At 70.6% G+C, this 25,447-nt stretch carries 17 protein-coding genes and 4 tRNA genes; 7 read left to right on the plus strand and 14 right to left on the minus strand.

Features of this window, described 5'->3' with window-relative positions; translation table 11 throughout:
• Nucleotides 1-5 precede the first annotated feature (5 nt).
• The 6 genes from Q7X29_RS23950 to Q7X29_RS23975 all read right to left on the minus strand — a co-directional run bounded on the left by Q7X29_RS23950 (nucleotide 6) and on the right by Q7X29_RS23975 (nucleotide 8,590).
• Complete coding sequence (locus Q7X29_RS23950; RefSeq protein WP_316575448.1) at nucleotides 6-560, minus strand: HIT family protein; 555 nt, start codon at nucleotides 558-560, stop codon at nucleotides 6-8.
• A complete protein-coding gene (gene thrS / locus Q7X29_RS23955) occupies nucleotides 557-2,623 on the minus strand; it encodes a threonine--tRNA ligase (RefSeq protein WP_316575449.1) in 2,067 nt (688 codons plus the stop codon). The genes Q7X29_RS23950 and thrS overlap by 4 nt, the downstream gene beginning before the upstream one ends.
• Nucleotides 2,624-2,765: 142 nt before the next feature.
• The gene (locus Q7X29_RS23960; protein WP_218721135.1) at nucleotides 2,766-3,401 is read right to left on the minus strand and encodes a (2Fe-2S)-binding protein; all 636 of its coding nucleotides are present in this window, start codon (nucleotides 3,399-3,401) and stop codon (nucleotides 2,766-2,768) included.
• Nucleotides 3,398-3,889 (minus strand): TIGR02611 family protein, encoded by a 492-nt coding sequence (locus Q7X29_RS23965; protein ID WP_218721136.1) that lies wholly within the window; start codon nucleotides 3,887-3,889, stop codon nucleotides 3,398-3,400. Before Q7X29_RS23965 ends, Q7X29_RS23960 begins: the two co-directional genes overlap by 4 nt.
• Nucleotides 3,890-3,920: 31 nt before the next feature.
• Entirely contained in the window at nucleotides 3,921-6,152 is a 2,232-nt protein-coding gene (locus Q7X29_RS23970) for a bifunctional SulP family inorganic anion transporter/carbonic anhydrase (protein ID WP_316575450.1), read from the minus strand.
• Nucleotides 6,153-6,397: 245 nt separating this feature from the next.
• Nucleotides 6,398-8,590 (minus strand): bifunctional SulP family inorganic anion transporter/carbonic anhydrase, encoded by a 2,193-nt coding sequence (locus tag Q7X29_RS23975; protein WP_316575451.1) that lies wholly within the window; start codon nucleotides 8,588-8,590, stop codon nucleotides 6,398-6,400.
• Nucleotides 8,591-8,936: 346 nt separating this feature from the next.
• Here Q7X29_RS23975 and Q7X29_RS23980 point away from each other — a divergent pair, with 346 nt between their 5' ends.
• Nucleotides 8,937-9,365, plus strand: coding sequence for a hypothetical protein (locus Q7X29_RS23980; RefSeq protein WP_316575452.1), 429 nt, complete (start codon nucleotides 8,937-8,939; stop codon nucleotides 9,363-9,365).
• A gap of 3 nt (nucleotides 9,366-9,368) precedes the next feature.
• Here Q7X29_RS23980 and Q7X29_RS23985 read toward each other — a convergent pair whose 3' ends face one another.
• The 5 genes from Q7X29_RS23985 to Q7X29_RS24005 all read right to left on the minus strand — a co-directional run bounded on the left by Q7X29_RS23985 (nucleotide 9,369) and on the right by Q7X29_RS24005 (nucleotide 15,119).
• On the minus strand, nucleotides 9,369-10,583 hold the full coding sequence (locus Q7X29_RS23985) for a vWA domain-containing protein (protein WP_316575453.1): 1,215 nt from the start codon (nucleotides 10,581-10,583) through the stop codon (nucleotides 9,369-9,371).
• On the minus strand, nucleotides 10,580-11,824 hold the full coding sequence (locus Q7X29_RS23990) for an AAA family ATPase (protein WP_316575454.1): 1,245 nt from the start codon (nucleotides 11,822-11,824) through the stop codon (nucleotides 10,580-10,582). The genes Q7X29_RS23985 and Q7X29_RS23990 overlap by 4 nt, the downstream gene beginning before the upstream one ends.
• Before the next feature lie 39 nt (nucleotides 11,825-11,863).
• A complete protein-coding gene (locus tag Q7X29_RS23995) occupies nucleotides 11,864-13,126 on the minus strand; it encodes a hypothetical protein (protein ID WP_316575455.1) in 1,263 nt (420 codons plus the stop codon).
• A 300-nt stretch (nucleotides 13,127-13,426) separates the two neighbouring features.
• Nucleotides 13,427-14,905: a glyceraldehyde-3-phosphate dehydrogenase gene (locus Q7X29_RS24000; protein ID WP_316575456.1), complete on the minus strand. Its 1,479-nt coding sequence runs from the start codon at nucleotides 14,903-14,905 to the stop codon at nucleotides 13,427-13,429.
• Nucleotides 14,906-15,047: 142 nt separating this feature from the next.
• A tRNA-Val gene (locus tag Q7X29_RS24005) sits at nucleotides 15,048-15,119 on the minus strand.
• Nucleotides 15,120-15,597: 478 nt separating this feature from the next.
• Between Q7X29_RS24005 and Q7X29_RS24010 the strand changes: the two genes are divergently transcribed.
• The 5 genes from Q7X29_RS24010 (at nucleotide 15,598) to Q7X29_RS24030 (ending at nucleotide 18,367) form a co-directional block, all read left to right on the plus strand.
• Nucleotides 15,598-15,669: transfer RNA gene (locus Q7X29_RS24010), tRNA-Gly, on the plus strand.
• Nucleotides 15,670-15,709: 40 nt separating this feature from the next.
• A tRNA-Cys gene (locus Q7X29_RS24015) sits at nucleotides 15,710-15,780 on the plus strand.
• 1 nt (nucleotide 15,781) lies between these two features.
• A tRNA-Val gene (locus Q7X29_RS24020) sits at nucleotides 15,782-15,856 on the plus strand.
• A 182-nt stretch (nucleotides 15,857-16,038) separates the two neighbouring features.
• Nucleotides 16,039-17,112, plus strand: a complete 1,074-nt coding sequence (gene mraY / locus Q7X29_RS24025; protein WP_316575457.1) for a phospho-N-acetylmuramoyl-pentapeptide-transferase — start codon at nucleotides 16,039-16,041, stop codon at nucleotides 17,110-17,112.
• 64 nt (nucleotides 17,113-17,176) lie between these two features.
• Nucleotides 17,177-18,367 carry a sigma factor-like helix-turn-helix DNA-binding protein gene (locus tag Q7X29_RS24030; RefSeq protein WP_316575458.1) on the plus strand — a complete coding sequence of 397 codons (1,191 nt, stop codon included), beginning with the start codon at nucleotides 17,177-17,179 and terminating at the stop codon, nucleotides 18,365-18,367.
• On the opposite strand, the gene Q7X29_RS24035 is transcribed toward Q7X29_RS24030, so the two are convergent.
• On the minus strand, nucleotides 18,333-19,286 hold the full coding sequence (locus tag Q7X29_RS24035) for a hypothetical protein (RefSeq protein WP_308248648.1): 954 nt from the start codon (nucleotides 19,284-19,286) through the stop codon (nucleotides 18,333-18,335). The genes Q7X29_RS24030 and Q7X29_RS24035 overlap by 35 nt on opposite strands.
• A 383-nt stretch (nucleotides 19,287-19,669) precedes the next feature.
• Between Q7X29_RS24035 and Q7X29_RS24040 the strand changes: the two genes are divergently transcribed.
• Nucleotides 19,670-22,807, plus strand: a complete 3,138-nt coding sequence (locus Q7X29_RS24040) for a hypothetical protein (RefSeq protein ID WP_316575459.1) — start codon at nucleotides 19,670-19,672, stop codon at nucleotides 22,805-22,807.
• A 70-nt stretch (nucleotides 22,808-22,877) separates the two neighbouring features.
• On the opposite strand, the gene Q7X29_RS24045 is transcribed toward Q7X29_RS24040, so the two are convergent.
• Together Q7X29_RS24045 and Q7X29_RS24050 are read right to left on the minus strand one after the other, a co-directional pair.
• Nucleotides 22,878-23,804 (minus strand): LysR family transcriptional regulator, encoded by a 927-nt coding sequence (locus tag Q7X29_RS24045; RefSeq protein WP_218721147.1) that lies wholly within the window; start codon nucleotides 23,802-23,804, stop codon nucleotides 22,878-22,880.
• Nucleotides 23,805-23,871: 67 nt separating this feature from the next.
• Nucleotides 23,872-25,380: a flavin-containing monooxygenase gene (locus Q7X29_RS24050; RefSeq protein WP_316575460.1), complete on the minus strand. Its 1,509-nt coding sequence runs from the start codon at nucleotides 25,378-25,380 to the stop codon at nucleotides 23,872-23,874.
• Nucleotides 25,381-25,447: the final 67 nt, after the last annotated feature.

Below are 25,447 nucleotides of genomic sequence, written 5' to 3' on the forward strand. Positions count from 1 at the left end.
GGTTGTTATTCCTCCCACGCCTCCGCCAGCAGCTGCCGCGTCTCGCGCAACAGCTGAGGCATCACCTTCACCCCACCGACCACGGTGATGAAGTTCGCATCCCCACCCCAGCGCGGCACAATGTGCTGGTGCAGGTGGTCGGCCAGCGAACCACCGGCCACACCGCCGAGGTTGAGCCCGACGTTGAATCCGGCGGGTCGCGAGACCCGCTTCATCACCCGGATGGCCCGCTGCGTGAAGGCCATCAGCTCCGCGCTCTCGGCGGGCGTCAGATCCTCCAGGTCGGCGACCCGGCGGTACGGCACCACCATCATGTGCCCTGGGTTGTACGGGTACAAGTTGAGCACCGCGTAGACCTGCTCGCCGCGGGCGATGATCAAGCCGTCCTCGTCGGACATCTTCGGGATGTCGGTGAACGGGTGACCGGTGGCGTCCTTGGGCTTGACCTCACCGGTGATGTAGGACATCCGGTACGGCGTCCACAGCCGCTGCAGCCGGTCCGGCTGACCGGCGCCCGCGTCGATGATCGCCCCGGCCTCCGAGGCGATGCTCTCACTCATGAGGACGCCTTCGCCGCGCCGACGACCTCGAACCCGTCCGCGGTGGGCGAGACGTTCGCCCGGTTGGCGATCCAGCTCAGAACGGTGGCCACCGCGTCGTCGACCGGCACGCCGTTGACCTGGGTGCCGTCGCGGAAGCGGAAGCTCACCGCGCCCGCCTCCACGTCGCGCGCGCCGGCCAGCAGCATGAACGGCACCTTCTGCGCGGTCTGGTTGAAGATCTTCTTCTGCATCCGGTCGTCGCTGCGGTCGACCTGGGCGCGCACGCCCGCGTCCTGCAGCCGCTCGATCACCGCGTCCAGGTGCGGGGCGAAGTTCTCCGCGACCGGGATGCCGACGACCTGCACCGGCGCGAGCCAGGCCGGGAACGCACCGGCGTAGTGCTCGGTGAGCACACCGAAGAACCGCTCGATCGAGCCGAACAGGGCGCGGTGGATCATCACCGGACGCTGCTTGGTGCCATCGGAGGAGGTGTATTCCAGGTTGAACCGCTCGGGCAGGTTGAAGTCGAGCTGGATGGTCGACATCTGCCAGGTGCGGCCCAGCGCGTCCTTGGCCTGCACGGAGATCTTCGGGCCGTAGAACGCGGCGCCGCCCGGGTCGGGCACCAGGTCCAGGCCGGAGTCGGTGGCCACCTTGCGCAGGGTCTCGGTGGCTTCCTCCCACAGTTCGTCGGAGCCGACGAACTTCTTCGGGTCCTTGGTGGACAGCTCGAGGTAGAAGTCGTCGAGGCCGTAGTCGCGCAGCAGCGAGAGCACGAACTGCAGTGTGGTGGTCAGCTCCGCGTGCATCTGCTCCTTGGTGCAGTAGATGTGCGCGTCGTCCTGGGTCATGCCACGCACCCGGGTCAGGCCGTGGACCACACCGGACTTCTCGTAGCGGTACACCGAACCGAACTCGAACAGCCGCAGCGGCAGTTCACGGTAGGAGCGGCCCCGCGCGCGGAAGATCAGGTTGTGCATCGGGCAGTTCATCGGCTTGACGTAGTAGTCCTGGCCGGGCTTGCGCACGGTGCCGTCCTCGTTGAGTTCGGCGTCGAGGTGCATGGCCGGGAACATGCCGTCGCGGTACCAGTCGAGGTGACCGGAGACCTCGAACAGATGCCCCTTGGTGATGTGCGGGGTGTTGACGAACTCGTAGCCGGCGTCGATGTGGCGCTGGCGCGAGTACTCCTCCATCTCCTTGCGGATGATGCCGCCCTTGGGGTGGAACACCGGCAGGCCGGAGCCGAGCTCGTCGGGGAAGCTGAACAGGTCCAGCTCGAGGCCCAGCTTGCGGTGGTCGCGGCGCTCGGCCTCGGCCAGCAGGTGCAGGTACTCGTCCATCGCCTCGGTCGATTCCCAGGCGGTGCCGTAGATGCGCTGCAGGTCCTCGCGGTCCTGGTCACCGCGCCAGTAGGCGGCCGAGCTGCGGGTCAGCTTGAAGGCGGGGATGAACTTGGTGGTGGGGATGTGCGGGCCGCGGCACAGGTCGCCCCAGAGCTTCTCGCCGGTGCGCGGGTCCAGGTTGTCGTAGATGGTCAGCTCGTTGCCGCCGACCTCCATGATCTCCGGATCATCGATACCGGACTTGTCGCTGATCAGCTCGAGCTTGAACGGCTCCTTCGCCAGTTCTTCCCGCGCCTCGTCGATCTCGACCACGCGACGCGAAAAGCGCTGCGCGCCTTTGATGATCTTCTTCATCCGCGATTCCAGCTTGGCCAGATCCTCGGGGGTGAAGGGCCGGTCGACCCGGAAGTCGTAGTAGAAGCCGTCCTTGATCGGCGGGCCGATGCCCAGCTTGGCGTCGGGGAACTCCTGCTGCACCGCCTGGGCCAGCACGTGCGCGGCCGAGTGCCGGATCACGCTGCGGCCGTCCTCGGTGTCGGCGGCGACGGCCTCGACCTCGACGTCTTCGTCCGGGATCCAGGACAGATCCTTGAGCGCGCCCTCGGCGTCGCGGACCACCACGATCGTGTTCGGTCCCTTGGTGGGCAAGCCCGCCTCACGCACCGCCGCGCCCGCGGTAGTCCCGGCCGGCACCCGGACGAGGGCGACAGGGCTGATCGGTGCAGAGGTGGTCACGGGGATGCTCTCCTTGACGTCACGTCCGGCGGGGATGTCCCGCGCGGCGCAGGCTGAATACCTGCGAACGCGACCATGCTATCGGGGCCGCCGACAGCGCGTGTCGATGGACCTGTGACCGCGTGTTGTTCGCTCCGTGCGACTACCCCGCGGCCTCGGCCAGCAGGGCCGCGCGTTCGGCGGCCGGGCGTTTCGGGCAACTGGTGCACATCTGGCACCCCGGTACCTCGTAGACGAGACAGCAGGACAGTCGTTTGACGAAGGTGCGCTCGCCGACGGTGACGAAACGAGGGGCGAGCAGGCGCGAGCCCACCTCGCCGGCCAGCCGGGTCGCGGCCGCCGGTGCGCCCGCGTCCAGCGCGCGGTTGCCGATCGCGTCGGTGACCACGGCCCACAGTGCGGGGACTCCGGCGCCGGACACGGCGGCGACCTGCGCGATGACCGCGGTCAGGGTGTCGCGCAGGGCGGTGCCGACCGCCTCGGCGGCGGCCGCGCGGTCGGCGGCCGAGGCGAGCGCGACCGTCGAACGGAAGCGCACGTGCTCGACGCCCCCGTCGGGCCGGATCTCGCAGTCGAGTTCGTCGAGCGCCGCGATCGGGGCCGCGACGCCCGCGGCGTAGGCGGCGGTGATCTGGTCGACGAGCGCGGAGGCGACCATGCACCACCACAGCGTGCCGCCGACGCGCGGCGTCTCGGTGCCCCAGGCGCGGCTCATCTCGCCGACCCGGGCCGCGACCCACGCGGGATCGGTGAGCAGGCGTCCGGGAACGGTGCTCACGACATCAGGGGACTGCGCAACCATGGCCAATCGACTCCGATCCACCCTGCGACCATCGAAAATGTGCCGAGCAGCCACAGCGTCGCGACGACGAGGGCGAAGGTGGCCACCGCGCCGAGGATCCTGATCGTCCACCCGCGTGAGGTGTACCAACCCATGACGATCCGGTATTTGCCCCGCACCCAGGTCAGGGTGTGGTGGGCCCAGACGAACTCGGTGGCCAGGATGCCGAAGCCCGCGAACACCAGCGCCCAGCCGGGTCCCGGGTACGGGATCGTGACGATCCCGATCAGCAGCACCAGCCCACCGACCACGCCGACGGCGATGCGGTAGCCGAGATTCAGGGTAGGGCGGTGCTCGATGCTCGCCCGGAAGGCGCGCCAGCGCTGCTTGAAGTCCGGCCGCTCGAGGACCGGCTCGGCCGCCGACGCCCCGGCGGCGGAATCCGCCGGGGCGTCGGTGGTGTCAGCGGTCGGCTTGCTCGTCATCGTTCCAGCCTACGAGCCGCCGGGCCCGCGATCACGCCGTAGTCGGCGTACCGTCTCGATCGTCGATGGTGCGCATACCCTCGGCGGTGACCTCGATCACCCGCGCGCCCGCGATGTCGAAAAACAGTCCCGACACCGCCAGCCCGCGCTCGGCGACCGCCCGGCGCACCGCCGGATGCCGGTGCAGCGTCTCGACCTGCACGGCGACGTTGACCATGCCGAGCTGGTCGACCTCGTCGAAGCCCGCGGCCCTGGCCGCGACCGCGACCGGGTGGTCGGCCCGGAACCGGTCCAGGCTCGCCTCGGCGTGCCGCAGCCACGAGCTCAGCCCGCCGTCGGACTCGGCGCCCCGGTAGACCGCCTTCATGGCGCCGCAGGCGGAGTGCCCGCAGACCACGACCGAGCGCACCGCGAGTTCCTCGAGCGCGAACACCAGCGCCGCCTCGACCGAGTCGTCGCCGCTGGTCGGCACCAGATTGCCGACATTGCGGACGGTGAACAGGTCGCCGGGGCCACTCGAGGTGATCACATTGGGCACGATCCGCGAGTCCGAGCAGGTGAGGAAGAAGGAATCGGGGTCCTGCCGGTCCCGCAGCTCGTCCAGGTGCGGGCGCACGACGTGGGCGTGGCTGCGGTGGAACGCCGAGACTCCGGCGGTCAGCGCGTCGCTGCCGGACTTCTGGTGCCGCCACGGGCCGAGCAGCTCGTCCCAGGTCGCGCGACCGAAGCCACGGGCGGGCGGGGAGCCCACCGTGTCGGCCATCCTGGCGCTGCCGATCTCCACGAAATCGACGCGGCCACCACCGCTTTCCTGCTGATGCTGCCAGCTCTCGATGGCCTCGAAGGCGGCGTGGTCGAGGAAGTCGACCGTCATCTCCACGGTGACCTCGGCGCCCGCGGGCACCTTGGCGAGCTCGGCCGAGAGCTTGGGCAGGGCCAGGAAGGTGCACGACCCGTCGATGCGGACCAGCCAGCGCTCACCGCCGGGCAGCGGCATCGCGGCGACCTGCACGCGCACCACGCGCCACAGCAGCAGCCCGAAAGCCAGTGCGAGACCGATGATCACGCCCTCGAGCAGGTTCAGGAACACCACGCCGAGCACGGTGACCAGATACACCAGCAGGTCGCCGGTACGGCGGGCCAGCCGGATGTGGGCCAGCTTCACCAGCTGGATGCCGATCACGATCAGCAGGCCCGCCAGCGCGGCCTTCGGGATCTGCTCGACCAGACCGACCAGCGCCACGGAGAACAGCAGGATCCAGCAGCCGTGCATGATCGCCGAGGCCCGGCTGCGCGCACCCGCCTGCACATTGGTGGCGCTGCGCACGATCACGCCGGTCACCGGCAGGCCGCCGACCAGTCCGGACAGCACGTTCGCCGAACCCTGACCGATCAGCTCACGATCGAAATCGGTACGCGGACCGGTGTGCATCTTGTCCACCGCCACGGCGGAGAGCAGGCTCTCGACGCTGGCGATGAGCGCGATGGTGAGCACCATCATGGCGACCGCCGACCAGTTCCCCGACGGCAGTTCGGGCAGTTGCAGCGCGTCGAAGAGCGAGCCGCTCAACACGATCCGTTCCACCTCGGTGGGCAGCACGAGCGAGAGCAGGGTGCCTGCGACGACCGCGACCAGCGGACCGGGCACCGGGCGCAGCCTCGACGGCACGTACTTCCAGCCCAGCATCACCACGATGACGACGGCGCCGACGAACGCGTCACCGCCGTGCAGCGACAACAGCTGACCCGGCAGCTCGATCAGATTGCGCCAGGCGGTGCTGTGCGATGACCCCCCGAGCAGCACGTGGACCTGCTGCAACGCGATGGTGATGCCGATGCCGGCGAGCATCGCGTGCACCACCACGGGGGCGACGGCGAGCGCGGCACGCGCGATGCGGCTGAGCCCGAACAGGATCTGTAACAGGCCGGCGGCGCCGACGATGAAACAGGTGGTACGCCAGCCGAACTGGGCGATGGATTCGGCGACGACGACGGTCAGGCCCGCGGCGGGGCCACTGACCTGCAGCACCGAGCCGCCGAGCGCACCGACGACGATGCCGCCGATCACCGCGGCGACCAGACCGGCGGCGACCGGGGCGCCGGAGGCGACGGCGATGCCCAACGACAACGGCAGGGCGACGAGGAACACCACGATCGAGGCGGACAGGTCGTGGCGGAGCAGGGACTGCCGCCAGGACGGCGGCGGGGGTTTCGGCGAGGACGCCGGTGCGGCGGGTGGAGCTAGGTCGTTCGCGACAGACATGGTTCTCCTTCGGCGACGCGGCGCGCGGCCGTGGTCGATGGACGATCTACGTGTCGTGGACGGTCGGGTGACCGCGAGACAGCTTCCAGCGATGAAGCGTCGAACGCCCCGGTGCGTCGGCGAACCGGGGCGGGGTGCCAACCACCGTATTGGTAAAGACTTGGCAAAACCAGTGTGCCGCACGAAGAGTGGGTGTCGCCATAACCGCAGGACCGCTGTGGTGTGGCCCACACCAGGCCCGGCGCTCATACCGGTTCGGCCGCGACCCGGCGATGACTGTCGTCGAACTCGGCGATCCCGTCGGTGGTCACCTCGATGACCCGCGCGGTCGCCAGATCGAAGAACAGCCCCGACACCACCACCCCGCGCTCCTCGATCCCGCCGCGCACCGCCGGGTAGTCCATCAGCGTCTGGACCTGCCGGGCGACGTTCACCATCCCGAGCTGATCGACCGGGCCGAAGCCCGCCCGCCGGGCCGCCTCGGCGACCGGGTGACCCGCGTGGAATTCCGCCAGAGTCGGCGCGGCGTGCGCGAGCCAGTCGTCGAGCCCGGGACCGGCCTGGACCTGTCCGTACAGCGCCTCCATGGCCCCACACCCGCTGTGCCCGCACACCACGACCGCGCGCACGTCGAGCTTGTCGAGCGCGTAGATCAGCGCCGCCTCCACCGAGACGTCGCTGCCGCCGACCGGCACGAGATTGCCCACGTTGCGCACGGTGAACAGGTCACCGGGACCGCTGTTGGTGATGACGTTGGGCACGATGCGGGCATCGGCGCAGGTGAGGAAGAAGGTGTCGGCGTCGGGCCGGTGCCGCAGGCCGGCCAGGTGCGGGCGCATGAGGTGCGCGTGGCCGCGGTGATAGGCCGCGATACCCGCCGCGATCGGGTCGACACCGCCGCTGCGCCGCCACGGCCGGATCGCCTCGTCGACCGCCTTGCGGGCGTGGCCGTATTCGGGCGGACCGTCGTGCGCGCGCGCCATCCGCGCGGTGCCGAGTTCGACGAAATCGACCGTGCCACCGCCCGATTCGCGGGCACCGGCCCACTCGGAGAGCAGTTCGCACGCGGCATGATCGAGGAAGTCGACACTGAGCTCCACCGTGACGTCCACGCCGGCGGGCACTTTCGCCAGTTCGCTGGTGAGGCGGGGCACGGCCAGGAAGGTGCAGGGTCCATCGATGCGCACCAGCCAGGTCCCGTCGGGGCGCGGCGCCGCGGCGATGGTGAACTTCACGACCCGCCACAGCAGCAGCGCGAACGAGGCGATCAGGCCGATCACCATGCCCTGCAACAGGTTCAGCGAGACGACCGCCACGACGGTGACGAGGTAGACGTAGATGTCGCCGGTGCGGCGGGCGCGTTTGATGTGCGCCAGTTTCACCAGCTGCACCCCGATCAGCACCAGCAGTCCGGCCAGCGCGGCGGTCGGGATCTGCCGGACCAATCCGACCAGCGCGATCGCGAATACCAGTACCCAGCAACCGTGCAGCACGGTGGCGGCCCGGCTGCGGGCTCCGGCGTTGGCGTTGGTGATGCTGCGGACGATGACGGCCGCGATCGGCAGGCCGCCCAGCGTCCCGGAGGCCATGTTGGCGGCGCCCTGCCCCAGGAGTTCACGATCGAAGTCGGTGCGCTGACCGGGCCGCATCTTGTCGACGGCGACCGCCGAGAGCAGCGTTTCCACGCTGGCGATGAGCGCGACGGTGAGCATGGTCAGCGCGATCGGCACCCAGCCACCGTGCGGCAGCGCGGGCAACCCGATGCCGTCGATCAGCGAGCCGTCCAGGCGCACCCGGTCCACCGTCAGCGGCAGCACCAGCGAGATCACCGTCGCCACCACCACCGCGACCAGCGGGCCGGGCACCACCCGGACGCGGCGCGGCAGGTATTGCCACCCGATCAGGATGGCGATCACGAGCAGCCCGACGAACAGGTCGCCCTTGTGCACCGACATCACCTGATTCGGCAGCGCGACGATGCTCGCCCACGGCGAGCTGACCGTGGTGCCGCCGAGCAGCACGTGCACCTGCTGTAGCGCGATGATCACGCCGATTCCGGCGAGCATGGCGTGCACCACGACCGGGGCGATGCCCAGCGCGGCGCGCGCGATGCGGCTGAGCCCGAACAGGATCTGCAGCAGACCCGCCCCGACGGTGATGAAACACATGGCGGCCCAGCCGAATTGCTGGACCGCACCCGCGACGACGACGGCGAGACTGGCGGTCGGCCCGCTCACCTGGATCGACGAGCCGCCGAGCAGGCCGGCGACCACGCCGCCGACCGCGGCGGCGATGAGTCCGGCGACGACGGGCGCGCCGGAGGCGAGCGCCACACCCAACGACAGCGGCAAGGCGACGAGGAACACCACGATGGACGCCGGAAGGTCTTGCCGAAGAACAGATTTCAGCGAATGGCCCGGATCATTGTCGGTCATCATTCTCCTTCGCCGGGGCGGATCGGCGCCCGGTTCATCGGTCGAACATGCACTGGCAATTGATGCTGAGCTGCGAGCGAACGGCGGCGGAACGGCACTGCTCGAAGAGATTCTCGACCCGAGACACAGGGTCGGGCCAATAGTAAAGAATTACCCAAGCGTTTGGAAAGTCCTCAAGGCGAATGGGACGAATCGCGACTCAACTGTGACGTGCACCACACGCAATACGTCGGGCCCGCGGGGTGCGGCCGATCCGTCGACCGGCCGCAACGATCAGGAATCGAGAAGCGCGGCGCCCGGGTCGGTGGAAACATCGTTTCCGCAGACCACCACAACGAAAGGGTTCCCGATGACCAGCACCTGGGTGCGCCGATCCCACCGGTGGCTCGCCGTGGCCTTCACCGCGATCGTGATCCTCACGGTGATCGCGCTGGCGCTGAGCGGACCGGTCTGGGTGTCCTATCTCCCGCTGTTGCCCCTCGCCGGGCTCTTCCTCTCCGGCAGCGTCCTGTTCGTCCGGTACTACACCGGGAGGTCGGGCGCGGCTCGCCGGACCGGGGCGACCGGCACGCGCGCGCGAACCCGCGGGCTACACCGCTGGGCCGCGGTGGTGTTCGTCGTCACCGTCGTCGCCACCGTGATCGCCCTGTCCCTGCCGGAGCCGATCGTGTGGGTGTCCTACCTGCCGCTGATCCCCCTCGCCGCGCTGCTGTTCTCCGGGCTGTCCATGTTGGTGACGCAGCGTCTTTCGGCGCGGCGCCGGGCCGCCACCGCGTAGGCCTCACCCGATCTCCACCACTCGCGCCCAGGCGGGCGGGCGGTCCGGCACGTAGTCCGGATCGGCCTCGCTCCACGACCCCGCCCGGCGGAACACCCCGACCACCGTCCGGCACGGTGGCCGGGTGTCGGGCCAGGGCGTCTGCCCGTCGGTCAGCGCCACGACCACGTCCGGGCGGGTGCGCAGGGCCGCGGTGAAACCGGTCCGCAGATCGGTGCCGCCACCGCCCATCAAGGTCATCCCCTCGGCCCGGCACAGCGGATCGGCGATCCAGACCGCGGCATCGCACGACAGCACGGTGACCAGGTCCCGACGACCGCCGACTGCGCGGGTGATGGCGGCGACTTCCAGCAGCGCGCTGCCCAATTCGACGTCACTGACCGACCCCGAGGTATCGATGACGACCGCGACCCGAGGGGGCATCCGACGCAGGCTCGGCAGCACCACCCCGGGCAGCGCCGCCGAGCGCCGCGCCGGCCTGCCGTAGGTGTAGTCGGCGCCGACCCCGGGGGCCGAGGCCGCCGAGCGCAGGGCGGCGCCCAGCAGATCCCGCCACGGCTGCGACGGATGCAGCGCCTCCTCAGCCCATCGTCGCCACCCCTGGGGCGCGTCGCCCGGTCGGCCGACGATGCCCTGGGCCACCCGGAACCGCACCGCGTCGCGCTCCTGCTCGCTGAGGCCGTCCGCGCCGTCGGGCCCGAGTTCCCAGGCCCGCTCCAGTCCGTCGGCGCCGCTACCGCAATCGAGCCAGGCCATGCCCTCGGTCAGCCTGCCCAGCCGGAACTGCCCGAGGTAGTCCTCCATGAGTTCGCCTGGGGACAGCCCGAGGTCGGCGGGCAGGACCGCCCCCGCGGGCTGGACGAGCCCGTCGCCGAACGCGTCGTCGTTGATCTCGGCGTCGGCGGCGATGTTCATCCGCAGCCGCTCCGCCGGGCCGGTCAGATCGTGCGCGCGGGCGTATCGATCGCTGCGCGCGTGATGCTCGCGCAGCAGGTGCGACACCTCGTGCACCAGGATCGAGGCGAGTTCTTCCACGGACGTGCAGGCCACGAACGCGGGTGAGACGTAGCAGCGCCAGTGCTTGTCCACCCCCATCGTCGGCACCTGCCGCGACTCGACGATGTGCAGCGCATACAGCGCCGTGGCGAGATAGGGCCGGGCCGACACCGCGGACAGCCTTGCGGCATACAGCTTCTCGTGATCCAGGTGGCCCGTCATCGACGGGCCTCGGCGACGCGGGCCGTGGCCTGCTCGGCCTGCCGGGACACCGAGACCGTGGCGGCGAGATATTCGATCGACGCCGGGATCTCCCAGTCGTCCCGGCGCAGGGTGGCCAGCGTGGTCGCGGGGACCACCACCAGATCCGGCGCCCCGGTCGCCACGGCCCCGGCCAGCAGGGCCCACGCCGCGTCCCAGCGCGCCTTCTCGGGTCGTCGGCGCACCGCCGCCACCACCGCGTCGAGCACGGCCTGGCGCAGATCGCCCCGGTCGGGCAGCGCGGCGACCGCAGGATCGGCCAGCAGCACTTCGGGATCGGGCAGATCCATCCGATCGATGCTGGTCAGCAGCTCGAAACCGGGACCGTCACCGACGGTCCCGCGCACCAGCATCGACAGCACATCGCGCGCGGCGCCCGCCGCCGTGGCGAACGCGATCAGCCGGACCACCATCTCCCAGCTGCGCGGCGACGGCCAGGCACCGCCGCGCCGGGTTTCGGTGGTGGGCAGCTGATGCACCAGCTTCGGGCGGCCCGCGAGCAGCTCGCACACCGCGCGCCGGGCGAACGCCACCGCCTCCGAGAGCTTTTCGGGCGCGAGGCGGGGCAGCGTCGCCCGCGGCCAGGTGCCGCCGAGGCCGCGCACGACGACCTCGTGGTCATGGGTCCATTGCAGGTGCACGAACCGATTCGCCAGCGGCGGGCTCAGTTCCCAGCCGTCGGCGGCCGAGGAACGCGGGTTGGCAGCGGCGACGATGCGGACCCCTGGCGGCAACCGCAGCGTGCCGATCCGCCGTTCCAGGACCAGGCGCAGCAGGGCCGCTTGCACGGCGGGCGGCGCGGTCGAGAGTTCGTCGAGGAACAGCAGGCCCCGTCCGGCCTCGACCAGCTTCACGGCCCAGTCCGGCGGGGCCATCGGCACCCCGTCGGTCGCGGGGTCGTCACCGAGGATGGGCAGGCCCGAGAAGTCGGACGGTTCGTGCACACTCGCGATCACCGTGGTCAGCGGCAGGTCGAGGGACTCGGCGAGCTGGGTCAGCGCGGCGGTCTTGCCGATGCCCGGCTCACCCCACAGCAGGACCGGGAGGTCGGCGGCGACCGCCAGCGTCAGTGCCTCGAGCCGGGTGTCGGGACGGGGTTCGGTGGTCGTTTCGCCGAGCAGAGCGAGCAGTTCGCCCGCGATGTCGAGTTGGGAGCCGATGGTTCGGACCGGACGCGGGACGACGGGAATGCGTACAGACATGGGTGTATCACCTTGATGTGCGGAGGAAGTGGGGAAAGATCAGCGCTTGACCGCGTGGCGCGGACGAACGCCGTCTTCACGGCGGGGGCGGCCGGCGGGCGCGGGGACACCGCGACCGGGCGCGGACAGCCCGGCCCGGAACAGGCCATAGGTGATCCGCCGTCGCGCGGCGGACTCGAGTTCGTCGCGGAGGGGACCGTCGCGCAGCAGCGCCGCGGGACCGAGCAGCCGTTCGACCTCGGCCAGCGCACCGGCGCTGTCACCGTGGTCGAGCCGTTCGCGAATGCCCGTCAGCGCCTCCGGACGACGGTGCGCCCGGTCGATGACCTGTAGGCAGGGCAGCGCAGTGCCGGTCAGCGCGACCAGCAGTTCCTCGCGCCGGATCTCGGCCGGGTCGTGATCGAGCGCGGCCAGGCGCCCGTCGACGAACCCGATCCGGTGCCACTGCCCCCGGCACCACACGAGCCGAGGCCGCTCCGGTCCCCCGGACTTCCGCGAGGCAGCCCGTGGTGACCAGGTCGGGTCTAGTGCCGCGGCGACCAGCGGATGCAGCTGATCGACCGAGATCGCGCCGGCCCGCAGCAGGACCAGATCGGGCAGCGCCCAGGTCGCCGCGTCGGGCAGCACCGGCAAGGCGGACACCGCGCCGCGCCGATATTCCTCGGTGATGCGCACCTGCGCGCCGACCTCGAGGACCACCCGGCGCCGGGCGCCGCAGCGCACCAGAACCATTCCGGCCGTGGACTTCTCGGCCCGCAGCAGGAGCGCGGCCTCCTCGGCCCAGCGATCGACCGCGCATCCGGGCGGCAGCTGTGCGGATGCGTTCTCCCCCGGCGGCGCCCCGCACCGCAGCGGCAGCTCGTCGGCCCTGCGCGCGTCCCACAGGTGCCGGTGCAGATCGAGCCGGAAGCGCCGGTTCGGCCGGGCATGGGGGTGCGGGCTCGCCGCGGCGCCCTCCCAGAGCCCGAGCGCGACGCGCTGACCGGCATCGGCCCAGGCCGGCGCGGTCCGCACCACCAGGTGCACGAATCCTTCACCGCCACCACGGGTTCCGGCGGTCGCGTAGCGCGCCAAGGTGATCGTCAGCCCCGGCCGGAGCAGTCCGTCGGGCGCGATCCTGGGCAGGTGCCAGCGCAGCAGGTCCGGGGCCAGATACCGCAGGTCGGCCCGCACCCGCGCGGCCAGATCCCGGCCGTGGGTCCGGGCCAGCGCGCGCAGATCGAGATCGACGTCGACATGCGCCGCGGCGCAGGCCCCGGCCCAGTCGCCGAGACCGCGGCGCGCGGTGGCGAGATCGATCATGGCGGGTGGCACCGCGAATGCGCGAACCCGCCGCCACAAGGCCAGGCGGGCATCGTCGCCGGGTGGTCCGGCCGCGCGAAGATGCTGCGGATACTGCGGGAATTCCGCTCGATCGAGCGGGAAGGAAGCCGGTGCGATGACCGGCAGGGGGCTCAACGGCCCGGGCGCCGTACGCCCTTTCGACTAGTCGTCATGTGCCCAGTATGCACAACGCCGCCCGGCCCGACAACGCCGACGCCGGGCAGGCGGACGCCGACACGAGGTCGCGCGCCCGCCTGATCCGCAGGTCGCGGAAGGCGATTACCCCGCGTCGGCGGCGGCCAGCGCGGGCTCGGCCGACGGCACGCCGAGCTGCGGGTAGGTCGGATACTCGATGCCCGAGATGTACTGCACGGTGCGCACGACCTGGCACGAGTAGCCGAATTCGTTGTCGTACCAGACGTAGAGGATCGCGGTGTCGCCCTCGACGATCGTGGCGTTGGCGTCGATGATCGACGCCGCGCGCGAGCCGATGAAGTCGCTGGAGACCACGTCGTTGGCGGCGGTGTAGTCGAGGTTGCGGCTCAACGGGCCCGCGAGCGAGACCTGACGCAGGTACGCGAGCACGTCCTCCTTGGTCGTCTCCTGCGCGAGCTGCAGGTTCAGGATCGCGACCGAGACGTCCGGCGTGGGTACCCGGATCGAGTTGCCGGTGATCTTGGCCTTGAAGTCCGGCATCGCCTTCGCGACGGCGGAGGCGGCGCCGGTCTCGGTGAGCACCAGGTTGAACGGCGCGGACCGGCCGCGACGGTCGGCCTTGTGGTAGTTGTCGAGCAGGTTCTGGTCGTTGGTGAACGAGTGCACCGTCTCGACGTGTCCGCGCAGGATGCCGAACTCGTCGTCCATGGCCTTGAGCGGCGGCACGATCGCGTTGGTCGTGCACGAGGCGCAGGAGAAGATCTGCTGGGACAGATCCAGGCTGCGGTGGTTCACGCCGTGCACGATGTTGGGGACATCGCCCTTGCCCGGCGCGGTCAGCACGACCTTCGCGATACCAGGGCGCAGGTGCTGGGACAGACCGTCGCGATCACGCCACCGGCCGGTGTTGTCGATCAGGATGGCGTTGTCGATGCCGTAGGCGGTGTAGTCGATCGTGGTCGGGTCATCGCTGTAGATGAACTTGATGACGTTGCCGTTGGCGGTGATCGTGTCGTTGTCGGCGTCGACCTTGATGGTGCCGTTGAAGTGGCCGTGCACCGAGTCGCGGCGCAGCAGCGACGCGCGCTTGGCCAGATCGTCGTCACCGCCCTTGCGGACCACGACGGCGCGCAGGGTCAGCCCGTTGCCGGAACCCGCCTTCTCGATGAGCAGCCGGGTCACCAGTCGCCCGATCCGGCCGAAGCCGTAAAGCACGACATCGCGCGGGCCCTGCGGCTCGGCCTTGTTGCCGTCGAGCACCTCGGTCAGCACCGCCGCGGTGAACTCCGGGATCGACAGCCCGCGGTCATCGGCGCGATAGGCCATGACCAGCTGTCCGAGGTCGATCTTGCACGGCCCCAGGTCCAGTTCGCTGAGCACCTGCAGGAAGGGCAGGGTCTCGTCGACGGACAGTTCCTCGCCGGCGATCTGCCGCGCGAACCGGTGCGTCCGCAGGATGCTGATCACCGATTTGTTCACCAGCGACCGGCTGTGCAGCAGGATCGTCACGCCCTTGCCCCGGTACAGCGTGCCGATGATCGGGATCATCGCCTCGGCGGCGGCTTCCTGAGCGTTCCAGCGGTCAAGTTGTTCGGTGGTCACCACACGTCCTCAGGTTCTCGGTAAGTAGTCTCTACCGATGCTAAGGAGCGCGGAGTTTTCACCGAGACCGGCTCCCCACCAGTGAGGTTTCCGCCACTCCACCAACGAAAAATGACCAGGACGACAGTCCTGGTCATTACTGTGGTCCCAGCTGGTTTCGAACCAGCGACCTTCCGCGTGTGAGGCGGACGCTCTCCCGCTGAGCTATGGGACCGAACACTGTGCCGAGGGGCTCGGTAGGGCCTCTCGAACGAGATGGAACATTAGCACGGCGCACCCGGGTGACACCAAATCGCCTCGTGAACGGGGGCTTCGGGCTCCCTGGCCGCTTTTGCAGACCGCCGTAGTCACACCTTCCCCTGAATGGATTATCACACTACATGCCTTCATACGCATATCTACGTGTTCTCATGACTGCGCTCTACGGAGAGTCGAGGAGCCGCGAGACAGGGATGTCGCCGTGCCGACACGGACGACTGAACCGATGACACACCCACCGCGACCGTCACGGACGATTCGCCGCCATCCACCGCCCCCACACGCCCGGCGACCACCCGAACAACATGCCTGTAATTCACATTTAGGCCCATCTACCAGCCGATTTGTAGTCTGCGCCGACCGTCGGCTAATGTTTTCCTCGCACCACGGAGAGCAGCCAAGCCGCAAGGCCGACAGCCTCCGGAAGTGCGAATGCGGATGTAGCGCAGTGGTAGCGCATCACCTTGCCAAGGTGAGGGTCGCGGGTTCAAATCCCGTCATCCGCTCGAGAGGTAGGTTAGGCATTCATGCCATCCTCCTTTGCGCGGTGGAGTGGCCGAGTGGTGAGGCAACGGCCTGCAAAGCCGTGCACACGGGTTCGATTCCCGTCTCCACCTCGCGCGATTAGCTCAGCGGGAGAGCGCTTCCCTGACACGGAAGAGGTCACTGGTTCAATCCCAGTATCGCGCACCACAAGAAGGCCCCGGTTTCGACCGGGGCCTTCTTGCGTTTCCGGGCCAGGCCGACCTCCGGACCGCGGCATGTAACACAGGTCACTCCCGACCCGGATACCGTCGGCGCTCCCCTAGGATCGGCACTCGGCGTCGCCGGGCCGGTGTCGGCGACGCGGACCAGCGGCATGGAGGGGCGAGCAGTTGAGGCAGATCCTGATGTCGGCGGGGATCGCCCTGTTCGTCACCATCACCCTCACCCCGGTACTGATCCGGGTCTTCGCGCGCCGCGGCTTCGGCCAGGAGATCCGGATCGACGGACCCGCCAGCCACCAGACCAAACGCGGCACCCCGACCATGGGCGGGCTGGCGATCGGCGCCGGCGTGTGGGCCGGATTCCTCGGATCACACCTGATCGGCCTGCTGTGGGACGCCCCAGGGCCCAGCGCCTCCGGTGTTCTCGTGCTGCTGCTGGCCTCGGCGCTGGGTATGGTCGGTTTCCTCGACGACTCGATCAAGCTGCGCAAACACCGCAATCTCGGCCTGACCGCGGCGGGCAAGTATCTCGGGCAGATCGGTGCCGCGGTCGTGTTCGCGGTGCTGGCGCTGCGTTTTCCCGGCGCGACGGGGCTCACTCCCGCGAGCAACAATCTCTCCTACGTCCGCGACATCAACACCATCGCCTTCGAGTCGCTGATCTTCGTCGCGTTCATCTGCCTGCTGGTGGTGGCCTGGTCGAACGCCGTCAACATCACCGACGGTCTGGACGGTCTCGCGGCCGGCTCGATGAGCCTGACGCTGGGCGCCTACGTGGTGATCACGCTGTGGCAGTTCGAGAACTCGTGCGAGCTCAGCCCGGGCCGGGGCTGCTACAACGTGCGTGATCCGCTCGATCTCGCGGTGGTCAGCGCCGCCGCCGCGGGCGCGTGCATCGGGTTCCTGTGGTGGAACGCCGCGCCTGCCAAGATCTTCATGGGCGACACCGGCTCGCTGGGCCTCGGCGGCCTGGTGGCCGGACTGTCGATCACCAGCCGCACCGAACTGCTCGCGGTGGTGCTCGGCGCGCTGTTCGTCGCGGAGATCCTGTCGGTGCTGCTACAGATCGTCGTCTTCCGCACCACGCACACGCGGCTGTTCCGGATGGCACCGTTCCATCACCACTTCGAATTGAACAATTGGCCCGAGACCGCGGTGATCATCCGGTTCTGGGTGCTGGCCGGCATCGCATCGGCGATCGGGCTGTGCCTGTTCTACGGCGAGTACATCACCGCGCTGTAGCCGGGAACTGTCGGACCGCCCCGCTACGCTGACCCGACACAGTGAGCGAGCGGGAGGTGGCCCAGTGAGTGCCGGCAACGGGCGGGAACTCGACCACGACATCGCCGCCGATGTCTCCTTCGAGCTCGAGGAACTCGACGAGCTGGTCGCCGAACTGCTCACCGAGCACGCCGAACGCGCCCCCAGGGACGCACGGATCGTCGCCCTGCGCCTCGGCATCGGCGGGCAGCGCCCGGAAACCCTGACCCGCATCGGCGCCCGCTACGACCTGGCGCGCGACCGGGTCCGTCAGCTCTACGCCAAGGCGATCGGGCAGCTGGTGCGCGAGGCCGCGCGCTCCGGGCACCGCTGCGCCGAGGTGTTCGCGCACCGTTACCCGCGCGACGCGGGCGATCTGCGGCTGGTGCGGGAGCTGCTCACCGAGACCTACGCCACCGACACCGATCTGGTGGCGATGGAATGGTCGTATCTGAAACTGCGCCTGGCCGGGCACGACCAGACCGACGCAAAGCGCGTCGCCGGATACGTGATGCAGCGAATCCTGGGCTGGCAGAAGAAGACCGCCAGCATCCTGGCCAAACTGCATCCACTCGACGAGACCGACGACCTGGGTCCGCTGCTCGACGACGTCGAATGGGCAGACGGGACCCCCGCTCCCCTGCCGACCGCCTCGGCCCGCGTCGCCGACGGCGACGACGACGGCCGCGGCCGCTTCTACCTCGCCACCGTCGGCCGCGATGTCGCCTACGATTCCGCGCTGGCGGCCCGGCTGCTGCGCACCCTCGACGCCAGCCCGGCCGTGACAGCGTTCCAGGAGGAGCCGACCGCGCTCACCTACGCCTTCGGCGGCGAGGACCACGTGCACTACCCGACCGTCGCCGCGCGGCTCACCGACGGCAGGACGGTGCTGGTCGACGTCGTTCCGCTGGGCCGGATCGCCTTCCATCACACCAGGATCCAGAGCGAGCTCGCCCGCGCCTATGCCCATGACCAGGGCTGGGGCTGGCTGACCTGGACCGGCAGCGCGCTGGACCCGGCCCGGCTGCGGGCCCGCGTCACCGACCCGGCGATCGAGCAACGCCTCGCCGACGACCTCGACAAAGGTCCCTACGATCGCCGCGCGCTGGCGAGCGTGCGCGCCGAGACCGGCCTCGATCTGCTCGATCTGGCCGGGCTCGTGCTGCGCAACGACTGGCGGTGGGACCGAACGCCGATGCGGCTCAGCGCGTCACCAGCGCGCCTGCCATCACGGTGATCACCAGCAGCATCGCGCAGCAGGTGAGCCACTGCCACTGATTGATCGTGCGGTCCATCCGGCCGATCGTCGCCCGCAGGCCCGCCGCGATCCGCTGCTGGGCGACCAGTTCGCTGCGCACCCCGGCCAGGGTGATCGCCTCGGCGTCGGCGTTCACGCCCGCGCGGTCGATCCGATGGTGCAGCCGGTTGACCAGCTTCTGCTTGTCGCGCACGGTCTGTCGCGACACCGCCAGCTCGACCCGCTGATCGCGCAGCTCCCTGCGCTGATGCTCGATCATGGCGGCCTGCGCCGCGGTATGCCGCTCCCAGGTGCCCACCTCGGCCCACCCTCCTGTCGTCGAATCCGCGTGACCCCAGTGGATCTCGCCGGTCACCCAGCCCTCGAGGAAGTCACGCAGTTCCCAGCCCGGCCGCACCGGACCGGCGAACCCCGTCTCGCCCGCGGCGAGCATGCCCTGATCGATGCGGTAGTCGGCCGCCGCGGGCGCGAAATCGGCGATGCCGACCGCGGGGACCAGCGGCACCCAGTACCCCTGCGGGCAGACCCACAGCACGTCGTCGATGCCGGCCGCCTGCAGGCGTCGGCGATGCGCGCGGGCCGCGGTGATGTCGAGGGGGCCGCTGCGCACCTCGACCACACAACGCCGATCGCCACGACGCCAGAAGATGTCGACGGGGATGTCGTCGACCCGCGCGTCGACCTCGGCCTCGTCGGCGCCCGCCGCCGTCAGTCTGCCGCAGATCCAGTGCTCGAGCCGCTGGGTATTCCATTGGGTCGCCACGCATTCGGGGCAACCACAGCCGTATCCGGTCCGTTCCGGTGCCGCCCGCCTGGTGCCCTCGGAGATACCGAGTTCGTCGAGCAGCGCCCGCCGTCCGCACACCACCTGGGTGTCGCTTCGCCGCTTCGTCCTCACACCACACTCCCTCACCGGGGACCCTGACGTGTGCCCGCGCCCACGCCCTGTTCTCCAGGTTCCCGCAGCCACCGACGGGCCGCCAGCCCCCTTGACCCGCGCTCGGGTGCGTCACCGCCCGGTGAGCGAGATCACAAACGCGATTCCACTTGAATATCAAGCTATTTCATTGTGCCGACGTCGCGGAACGTCGCCGAGATCTTGATCATTTCGATACACAGACCGGGCCTGTTGCCCGTCCATTTCGTCCGGATTACGAAACGCTTCGGCGCGTCGCGGATCCGGTCACCGGGACATCGCGACGACGCGGGCGCAGCGCCCGGTGGATATGATCGCTGCGGCCGGGGCGGGCACGCTCGCCGAGCACGGGAAGTAGGGTGTGCATGAACCACGCTGAGCACGACGAGTCCATCGGGTCGATGCTGGCGAGTATCGCCGCGGCGCTGCGTGAGGTCAGTGACAAGCTCGATGTCGTCGCCGCCCGGGTCCAGCAGGAAGTCCCCAGTTTTCCCGCCGATGACGATCTGCCCGACCAGACCAGGATCCGCAGGCTCGAGACCTGGGCTTTCCATGCGTCACAGGACATTTCCCGGCTCAGTGCCCGGCTCGACGCCCTCGACGGCGGCGATCCCGAGCCGGCACCGCGCGCTCGCGGCACCCGCAGCCGCCGCGAAGTGCGGGAGGCCGCCGAAGCCGCCGCGCGCGCGGCCGCCGATTCCGGCGCGGGAGAAGAGCTCTCGTCCCCGAACCCGGCGGGTGACCGGCCCCCGCTGGAGCGCCGACATTCCCGCACCGACCACCTGGGCGACCCGACCTGGCCACTCACCGTCGCCCCGATCCCCCGTCCCTCGACGACCGTCGAACCGGGGAGCGAGCCGACCGGCGAGGCCGCGCAGTTCGCCGATACGGCGCGGTCGGCGCGTTCGGGTCGCGCCGAAGGTCATGCGGCGGGCGGTTCCGCGTCGGCGGGCGGATCGGCCGTGGGCACGCTGGCCGACGGTACGGCCGAGTCCGGCGGTCCGACGCCGCCGGTCAACGGCACGGATCGTGCGCTGCCGGTGAACGGTCGGGATCGCGTGCCGCCGGTGAACGGCCGGGCATCGGTGAACGGGACGTCCCGCGCCATCAGCACGAAGCCGCTCAACGGGGTACGGGTGGTCGATGACTCGGAGTCGCGACGCGACCTTCCGGCGCGCGGGGAAACGGCCGCCGACGAGCGGGGCCGGGGAGCTCGCCGACTCGCTGCCGAGGGTGCCGCTCCCCTGGTCGGTGCGCCCCAGGCCGGTGCTCGCCAGGCCGATGCACCCCAGGCAGGTTCTCGCCAGGCCGGGGCCCACCAGGCCGATGCGCCCCAGGCGGGTTCTCGCCAGGCCGATGTGCCCCAGGCAGGGGCCGAGGGCGTGCGGGGCGGCGTCGAGCCGACCGCAGCGGCCCACGGTGCCGCGGCAGAGATGTCGGTGCGAGGAACCGGGCAGGCGGGCGGAGGGCCCGAGTACAGCACCGGCGTTGCCGGGGCATCCGCTCCCGACTGGCAGACCGAGGCGCAGGCGGGACAGCAGATCATCGCGCCCAGCGCGTCGCAGGCCGGCGAGCCCACCTCGGCGACCGCCCGGAGGCACGCCGACTCTCCTCCCGGCGGACAGCTACCGGTCCGTTCGACTACTTCCGACCAGCCGAACGACGGAGGCGGCAGTGTCGTCGGTCCGGATCGACAGGTCGATCGGTTCACCTCGGCGAGCACCGCCGCACCGCGGCCCGACGATGCCGGGACCGCGCGACCGCCCGCCGATGATGTCGTCCCGACCGAGTCCGCGCGCCGGTGGGCCGAGCGCCTCGCCGCGGCCGCCGCCGACCAGCAGGGCGGCGATGTCGTCCCCACCGCCGCCGCGCGGGCGTGGGCCGATCGCCTGGCCGCCGCCGCGCAGCAGCAGACCGACGATGTCGTGCCCACGGCGACCGCCCGCGAATGGGCCGACCGCCTAGCCGCGGCAGCCGAGTTGGATGCCCTCGCCGCGGCTGCCGGACGAAGTGACGCGGCCGCGACGGCGGAGCGGACCGGCGTCGCCGCGCGGTTGGGGTCGGTGAACGGCCGGGCGGTGGAGCTGTCGGACGACACCGTGATCGAGGCTGTGGAACGGCCAGGCACGCAGCGGTTGCCGCACAACGGTGCGAGCCGGGGTGGCGAGGCCGGTTCGGGTCGTGACGCCGAGATCGGTGGGCGGACGGTGTCGATGTCGGCGCTCGGACGCGAGGGAGCGTCGCCGGAGGCAGATCTGCCAGGGGGGAACGCTACCGGGACAAGTGCACTGTCGGCCGAGGTCGCGGCGCGCCGGGGAGAGTCTGTCGCAGGGGCTGCCGACGAGCTCACCGTGCCGGGTCGAACCGCGCTGGGTGAGGCCGCCCGTGGCGGTGACCGGGTGATCGACGGTGCCCACGCGTCGCAGGCGAATGCCGCTGCCGTCGACATGGCGTCGGATCCGCCGACGGAGACCGGGGTGCGCCCGCCCGCCGAGACCGGTGTGGAGCGGGCCAGGCCGGTCGGCAAGCCCACCGGGGCGACGACCGCGCCGGGAGTGGGCGCTGGACCGGCAGCGGGATCGTCGGAGGCGTTGTCCGGCAATCGGATCGATGCGACGGCCGACGACCTCGAGCGAGTCGTGAGTGATCCCCGGTCTGCCGGTCTCACCGCGGGTGACCGGGGCGAGACGGCCGGTGCCTCCCCGGTGGACGGGTTCGATCCGCGCTCCGCCACGTCACCGGAGCCCGCGGCCTCCGGCACCACCACCAGCGGAATCCACTGGACCTTCACCGACGAGGACCTGACCACGCCGTCGGCCCCGAGTCCGAACGGCTACGCCCGCAACGGCTTCACCGGCGGCGACTCGCAGCGCCCCGGGTCGATGTTCGACGAGGTCCCGCGAGAGCGCCTCACTTCCTCGGGTGACACGCCACCGCCGCCACCCGCCCGCCTCTCCGTGCCGAAGGACCCCGGCCCTGCCGGACAGTCCACCAGCAGCGCCGGGCACGCTGCCTCCGCGGCCGACCGCGCAAGCGCGAGCCTCGAACCCACAACAAGATTCGGTGCCTCGACCAGCGACCACGGCAACGCGGGCCTGGAACCCACCACCCGATTCGGCAGCTCCACCAGCGACTACGACAACGCAGGTCTGGAGCCCGCGACGCGGTTCGGCGGCTCGACCAGCGACCGAGGAACCGAGGGCCTCGAGCCCGCGGGGGGCGCTGGGAGCGAATCGGCGCGGGCCGGTGGGTTCGCCGCGGCGAATGCGCGTGGACCGGAGGCGCCGGCGACCAGCCCGCTCGATCGTGTGGCGTCCGATCCGGCGCCGCCGACCGCGACCGACGCGGCGGGGATCACCGTGACGGGGACGTTCCGGGCGTTCGACATCGAGCGCGCGCACGTCGACAAACTGCAGGCGATGCTGGACGAATTGAAGCGATCGTCGGGGCTGCCGCCGGGGCGGAGCGACGTCTTCGGGCCGCCGACCACAGAGCCCGGCTAGCACCAGCGCAGGAGCAGGCCCGGGCTGCCGGTGCCGGAAGCCGTTCGGGGAGACCGGCGTCGGGAGCCGGTCAGACGGGTGCTGCGACCAGGTCGGGGTGCGGGGCGTCGCGCAGGATGACGCCGATGAGGTCGCGCAGTGCTCGGTGGCCTCCGTCGGCGGTGTTGCGGGGATGCCAGGCCATCGCGACGACGGGAGCGGGCAGGGGCAGGGGGATCTCGAACATCGTCAGGCCGAGGGCAACGGCGGCGGGGCGCGACAGCAGTTCCGGGGCGGGACAGACCAGTTCGGTGGTGGCGACGGTGAACAGGGCCGTGGACAGGTCGGGCACGGTGGCGACCACGCGCCGGGTGCGGCCGTGCAGGGCCAGGCGGTCGTCGATGGGGCTGTGGGTGCGGCCGGTGGCCGAGACCTCGAGGTGCTGGGCGGAGGCGTAGGCGGCGACGGTCGGGCGGTCGGCGCCGAAGGGGTGCGTCGCGGCGGCCAGGCCGACCCAGCGGTCGGCGAACAGGCGGGTCACCACCGTCTCCGGATCGGTCTGACCGATCATGCCGACCTCCACGTCGACCCGGCCGTCGCGCAGGGCGACCGCACCGTCCGCGGCATCGGCGGCCAGCACCCGTACCGTGACGCCGGGCAGCTCGGTGCGGACGGCGGCCAGGAGCGGACCGGTCAGGCGCGGGGCCACCGAATCAGCCACCCGGACAACGAAATCGCGGTGGCGTCCCGCGCCGGTGCCGTCGCGGGCGGTGAGCAGCAACCGCGCCTGATCGACCAGGCCCGCGACGTCGTGGCGCAACTCGAGTGCCCGCGGGGTGGGCACGAGTTGTCGGCCGGAGCGCACCAGCAGCGGGTCCCCCAGCACGGTACGCAACCGGGTCAGGGTGCGGCTCATCGCCGAGGTCGACGTGTGCAGACGCCGGGCCGCCTCGGTCACGCTATTGGTCTCGAGCAGCGCGTCGAGGGCGAGCAACAGGTTCAGATCCAGCGCGTCCACGCGAGGATTATCACCAACGCAATGATCACCGCCAAGTGTTGCGGCGGCGGCGATCCGGCGTGTCGGGCTACCGCTCGGCAACCGGTGCGGGCGCGGGCTGCGCGGGGACGGTGGCCGGATGGTCACGCAGCACCCGCCGGTAGGTGGCGGGCCGCACCGGGCGCACCCACTGGGCCAGCCGGCTGGTCAGCGGCAGCGGGGTACGCAGGTCGTCGAGCATCTCGTCGATGTTGGCCAGGGAGAACGGAACCACCGACGCGCCCTGGGCGTGATGGCCCTCGGTGCGTTCCCGCGACCACCGCAGCCGCTCGTCGATCTCGGAGTTCATCTGCTCGGGCATCGGCGGCACGAACTTGCCGGTGAGCAGCCCGGCGATCCAATGCGCGCCGACCTCCGCGCTCAGCGCGCTCACATTGGAGTTGTTGTAGCCGGCGAAGGTCAGGTTGGGCACCTCGACCGGCAGGATGTTGCGGAAGAGCCGGAAATCGCCGACCTCGTCGGTCAGGCTGCGCCGCACGAACGGGGTCAGAAACGGCACCTCCTGCTGATATCCGGTGGCGCAGACGACGATCTCGGCCAGCTTCAGGGTGCCGTCGGACAGGCGCACCGCGGGCCCGTGCTGCCCGCCGATCAGCTCGGTGACCTCGGTCTCGCGGTGAACGCTGATCCGGCCCGCCTCGACCTGCTCGGCGAAGCCCTCGGTCGCCAGGCTCGCGCTGCTGTCGGCCATCTCCTCGATGCCGCCGGTCGGGAGCAGATCGAGCTCGCGCAGCCGCAGCTTGCGCGTCACCCGCTCCTGCAGCAGATCCAGGTTCGCCTGGCGCAGGCTGAGCCCGTCGAGCCAGCGCTCGACACGGTGCGGCTCCCGCGACCGGAAGTGCGCCTCGCCCAGGCGGGTCAGCAACAGCCGCTCGTAGTCGAGGCCGAAGTCGACCTTGCGCGGCATCTTCCAGGTGAGCCTGCGCGCGACGACGCTGGTCTCGTCGGCCAGATGGCTGACGGCCTCGGCGACATCACAGGCCGACTTGCCGTAGCCGATCACGACCACCGAGCGATCCCGGGCCTGCTCGACGTCGTGGAAGTCCGATACGTGGACGAGCCGACCGCCCGCGGCCGCGAACGCCGCCGCGCCGGGCAGCGCGGGCATGACCGGTTCGCTGAACACGCCGTTGGCGACGATCAGGTGATCGCAGGTCGTGCGGTGCACGCCGTCGCGATCGCGGACCTCGAGCAGCCAGCCGCTGTCGACCGGGTCGGCGGCGACGACCTCGGTGCCCAGTCGCAGGTGCTCGGCCAGGCCGAACTCGTGGACGTACCCGGCCAGGTAAGCCTGGACCTGCTGGCCGTCGGGCCAGCGCGGGAAGTCCTCGGGCATCGGGTAATCGCTGAAGTGGTACCGGAACTTGCTGTTCTGCGCGCGCAGCCCCGGATAGCGTCGGGTGGCGCTCCACACACCTCCGACATCAGGGGCCCGGTCGAACACCTCGACCGGGAAACCCGCCCGACTCAACACTTTCGCGCAGGCCAAACCCGCAACTCCCGCACCGACGATCCCGATGCGGCTACCGCTCGTCATGGCGAGGAGAGTACTCGGCACCGATGCCAGGGTGCCACCGCCGCCGGGCCGACCCGTGCTGTACTGG

Source organism: Nocardia canadensis, assembly GCF_032656385.1.
GTDB classification, from domain to species: Bacteria; Actinomycetota; Actinomycetes; order Mycobacteriales; family Mycobacteriaceae; genus Nocardia; species Nocardia canadensis.

What these genes read in the sequence shown, in the direction of transcription:
- Q7X29_RS24050 (WP_316575460.1), bottom strand. Translation starts at nt 25,380, where the DNA reads ATGACGAGCGGTAGCCGCATCGGGATCGTCGGTGCGGGAGTTGCGGGT.
- Q7X29_RS23950 (WP_316575448.1), bottom strand. Translation starts at nt 560, where the DNA reads ATGAGTGAGAGCATCGCCTCGGAGGCCGGGGCGATCATCGACGCGGGC.
- Q7X29_RS23990 (WP_316575454.1), bottom strand. Translation starts at nt 11,824, where the DNA reads ATGTCTGTACGCATTCCCGTCGTCCCGCGTCCGGTCCGAACCATCGGC.
- Q7X29_RS23975 (WP_316575451.1), bottom strand. Translation starts at nt 8,590, where the DNA reads ATGATGACCGACAATGATCCGGGCCATTCGCTGAAATCTGTTCTTCGG.
- Q7X29_RS23965 (WP_218721136.1), bottom strand. Translation starts at nt 3,889, where the DNA reads ATGACGAGCAAGCCGACCGCTGACACCACCGACGCCCCGGCGGATTCC.
- Q7X29_RS23995 (WP_316575455.1), bottom strand. Translation starts at nt 13,126, where the DNA reads ATGATCGATCTCGCCACCGCGCGCCGCGGTCTCGGCGACTGGGCCGGG.
- Q7X29_RS23985 (WP_316575453.1), bottom strand. Translation starts at nt 10,583, where the DNA reads ATGACGGGCCACCTGGATCACGAGAAGCTGTATGCCGCAAGGCTGTCC.
- Q7X29_RS24040 (WP_316575459.1), top strand. Translation starts at nt 19,670, where the DNA reads ATGAACCACGCTGAGCACGACGAGTCCATCGGGTCGATGCTGGCGAGT.
- Q7X29_RS23980 (WP_316575452.1), top strand. Translation starts at nt 8,937, where the DNA reads ATGACCAGCACCTGGGTGCGCCGATCCCACCGGTGGCTCGCCGTGGCC.
- Q7X29_RS23970 (WP_316575450.1), bottom strand. Translation starts at nt 6,152, where the DNA reads ATGTCTGTCGCGAACGACCTAGCTCCACCCGCCGCACCGGCGTCCTCG.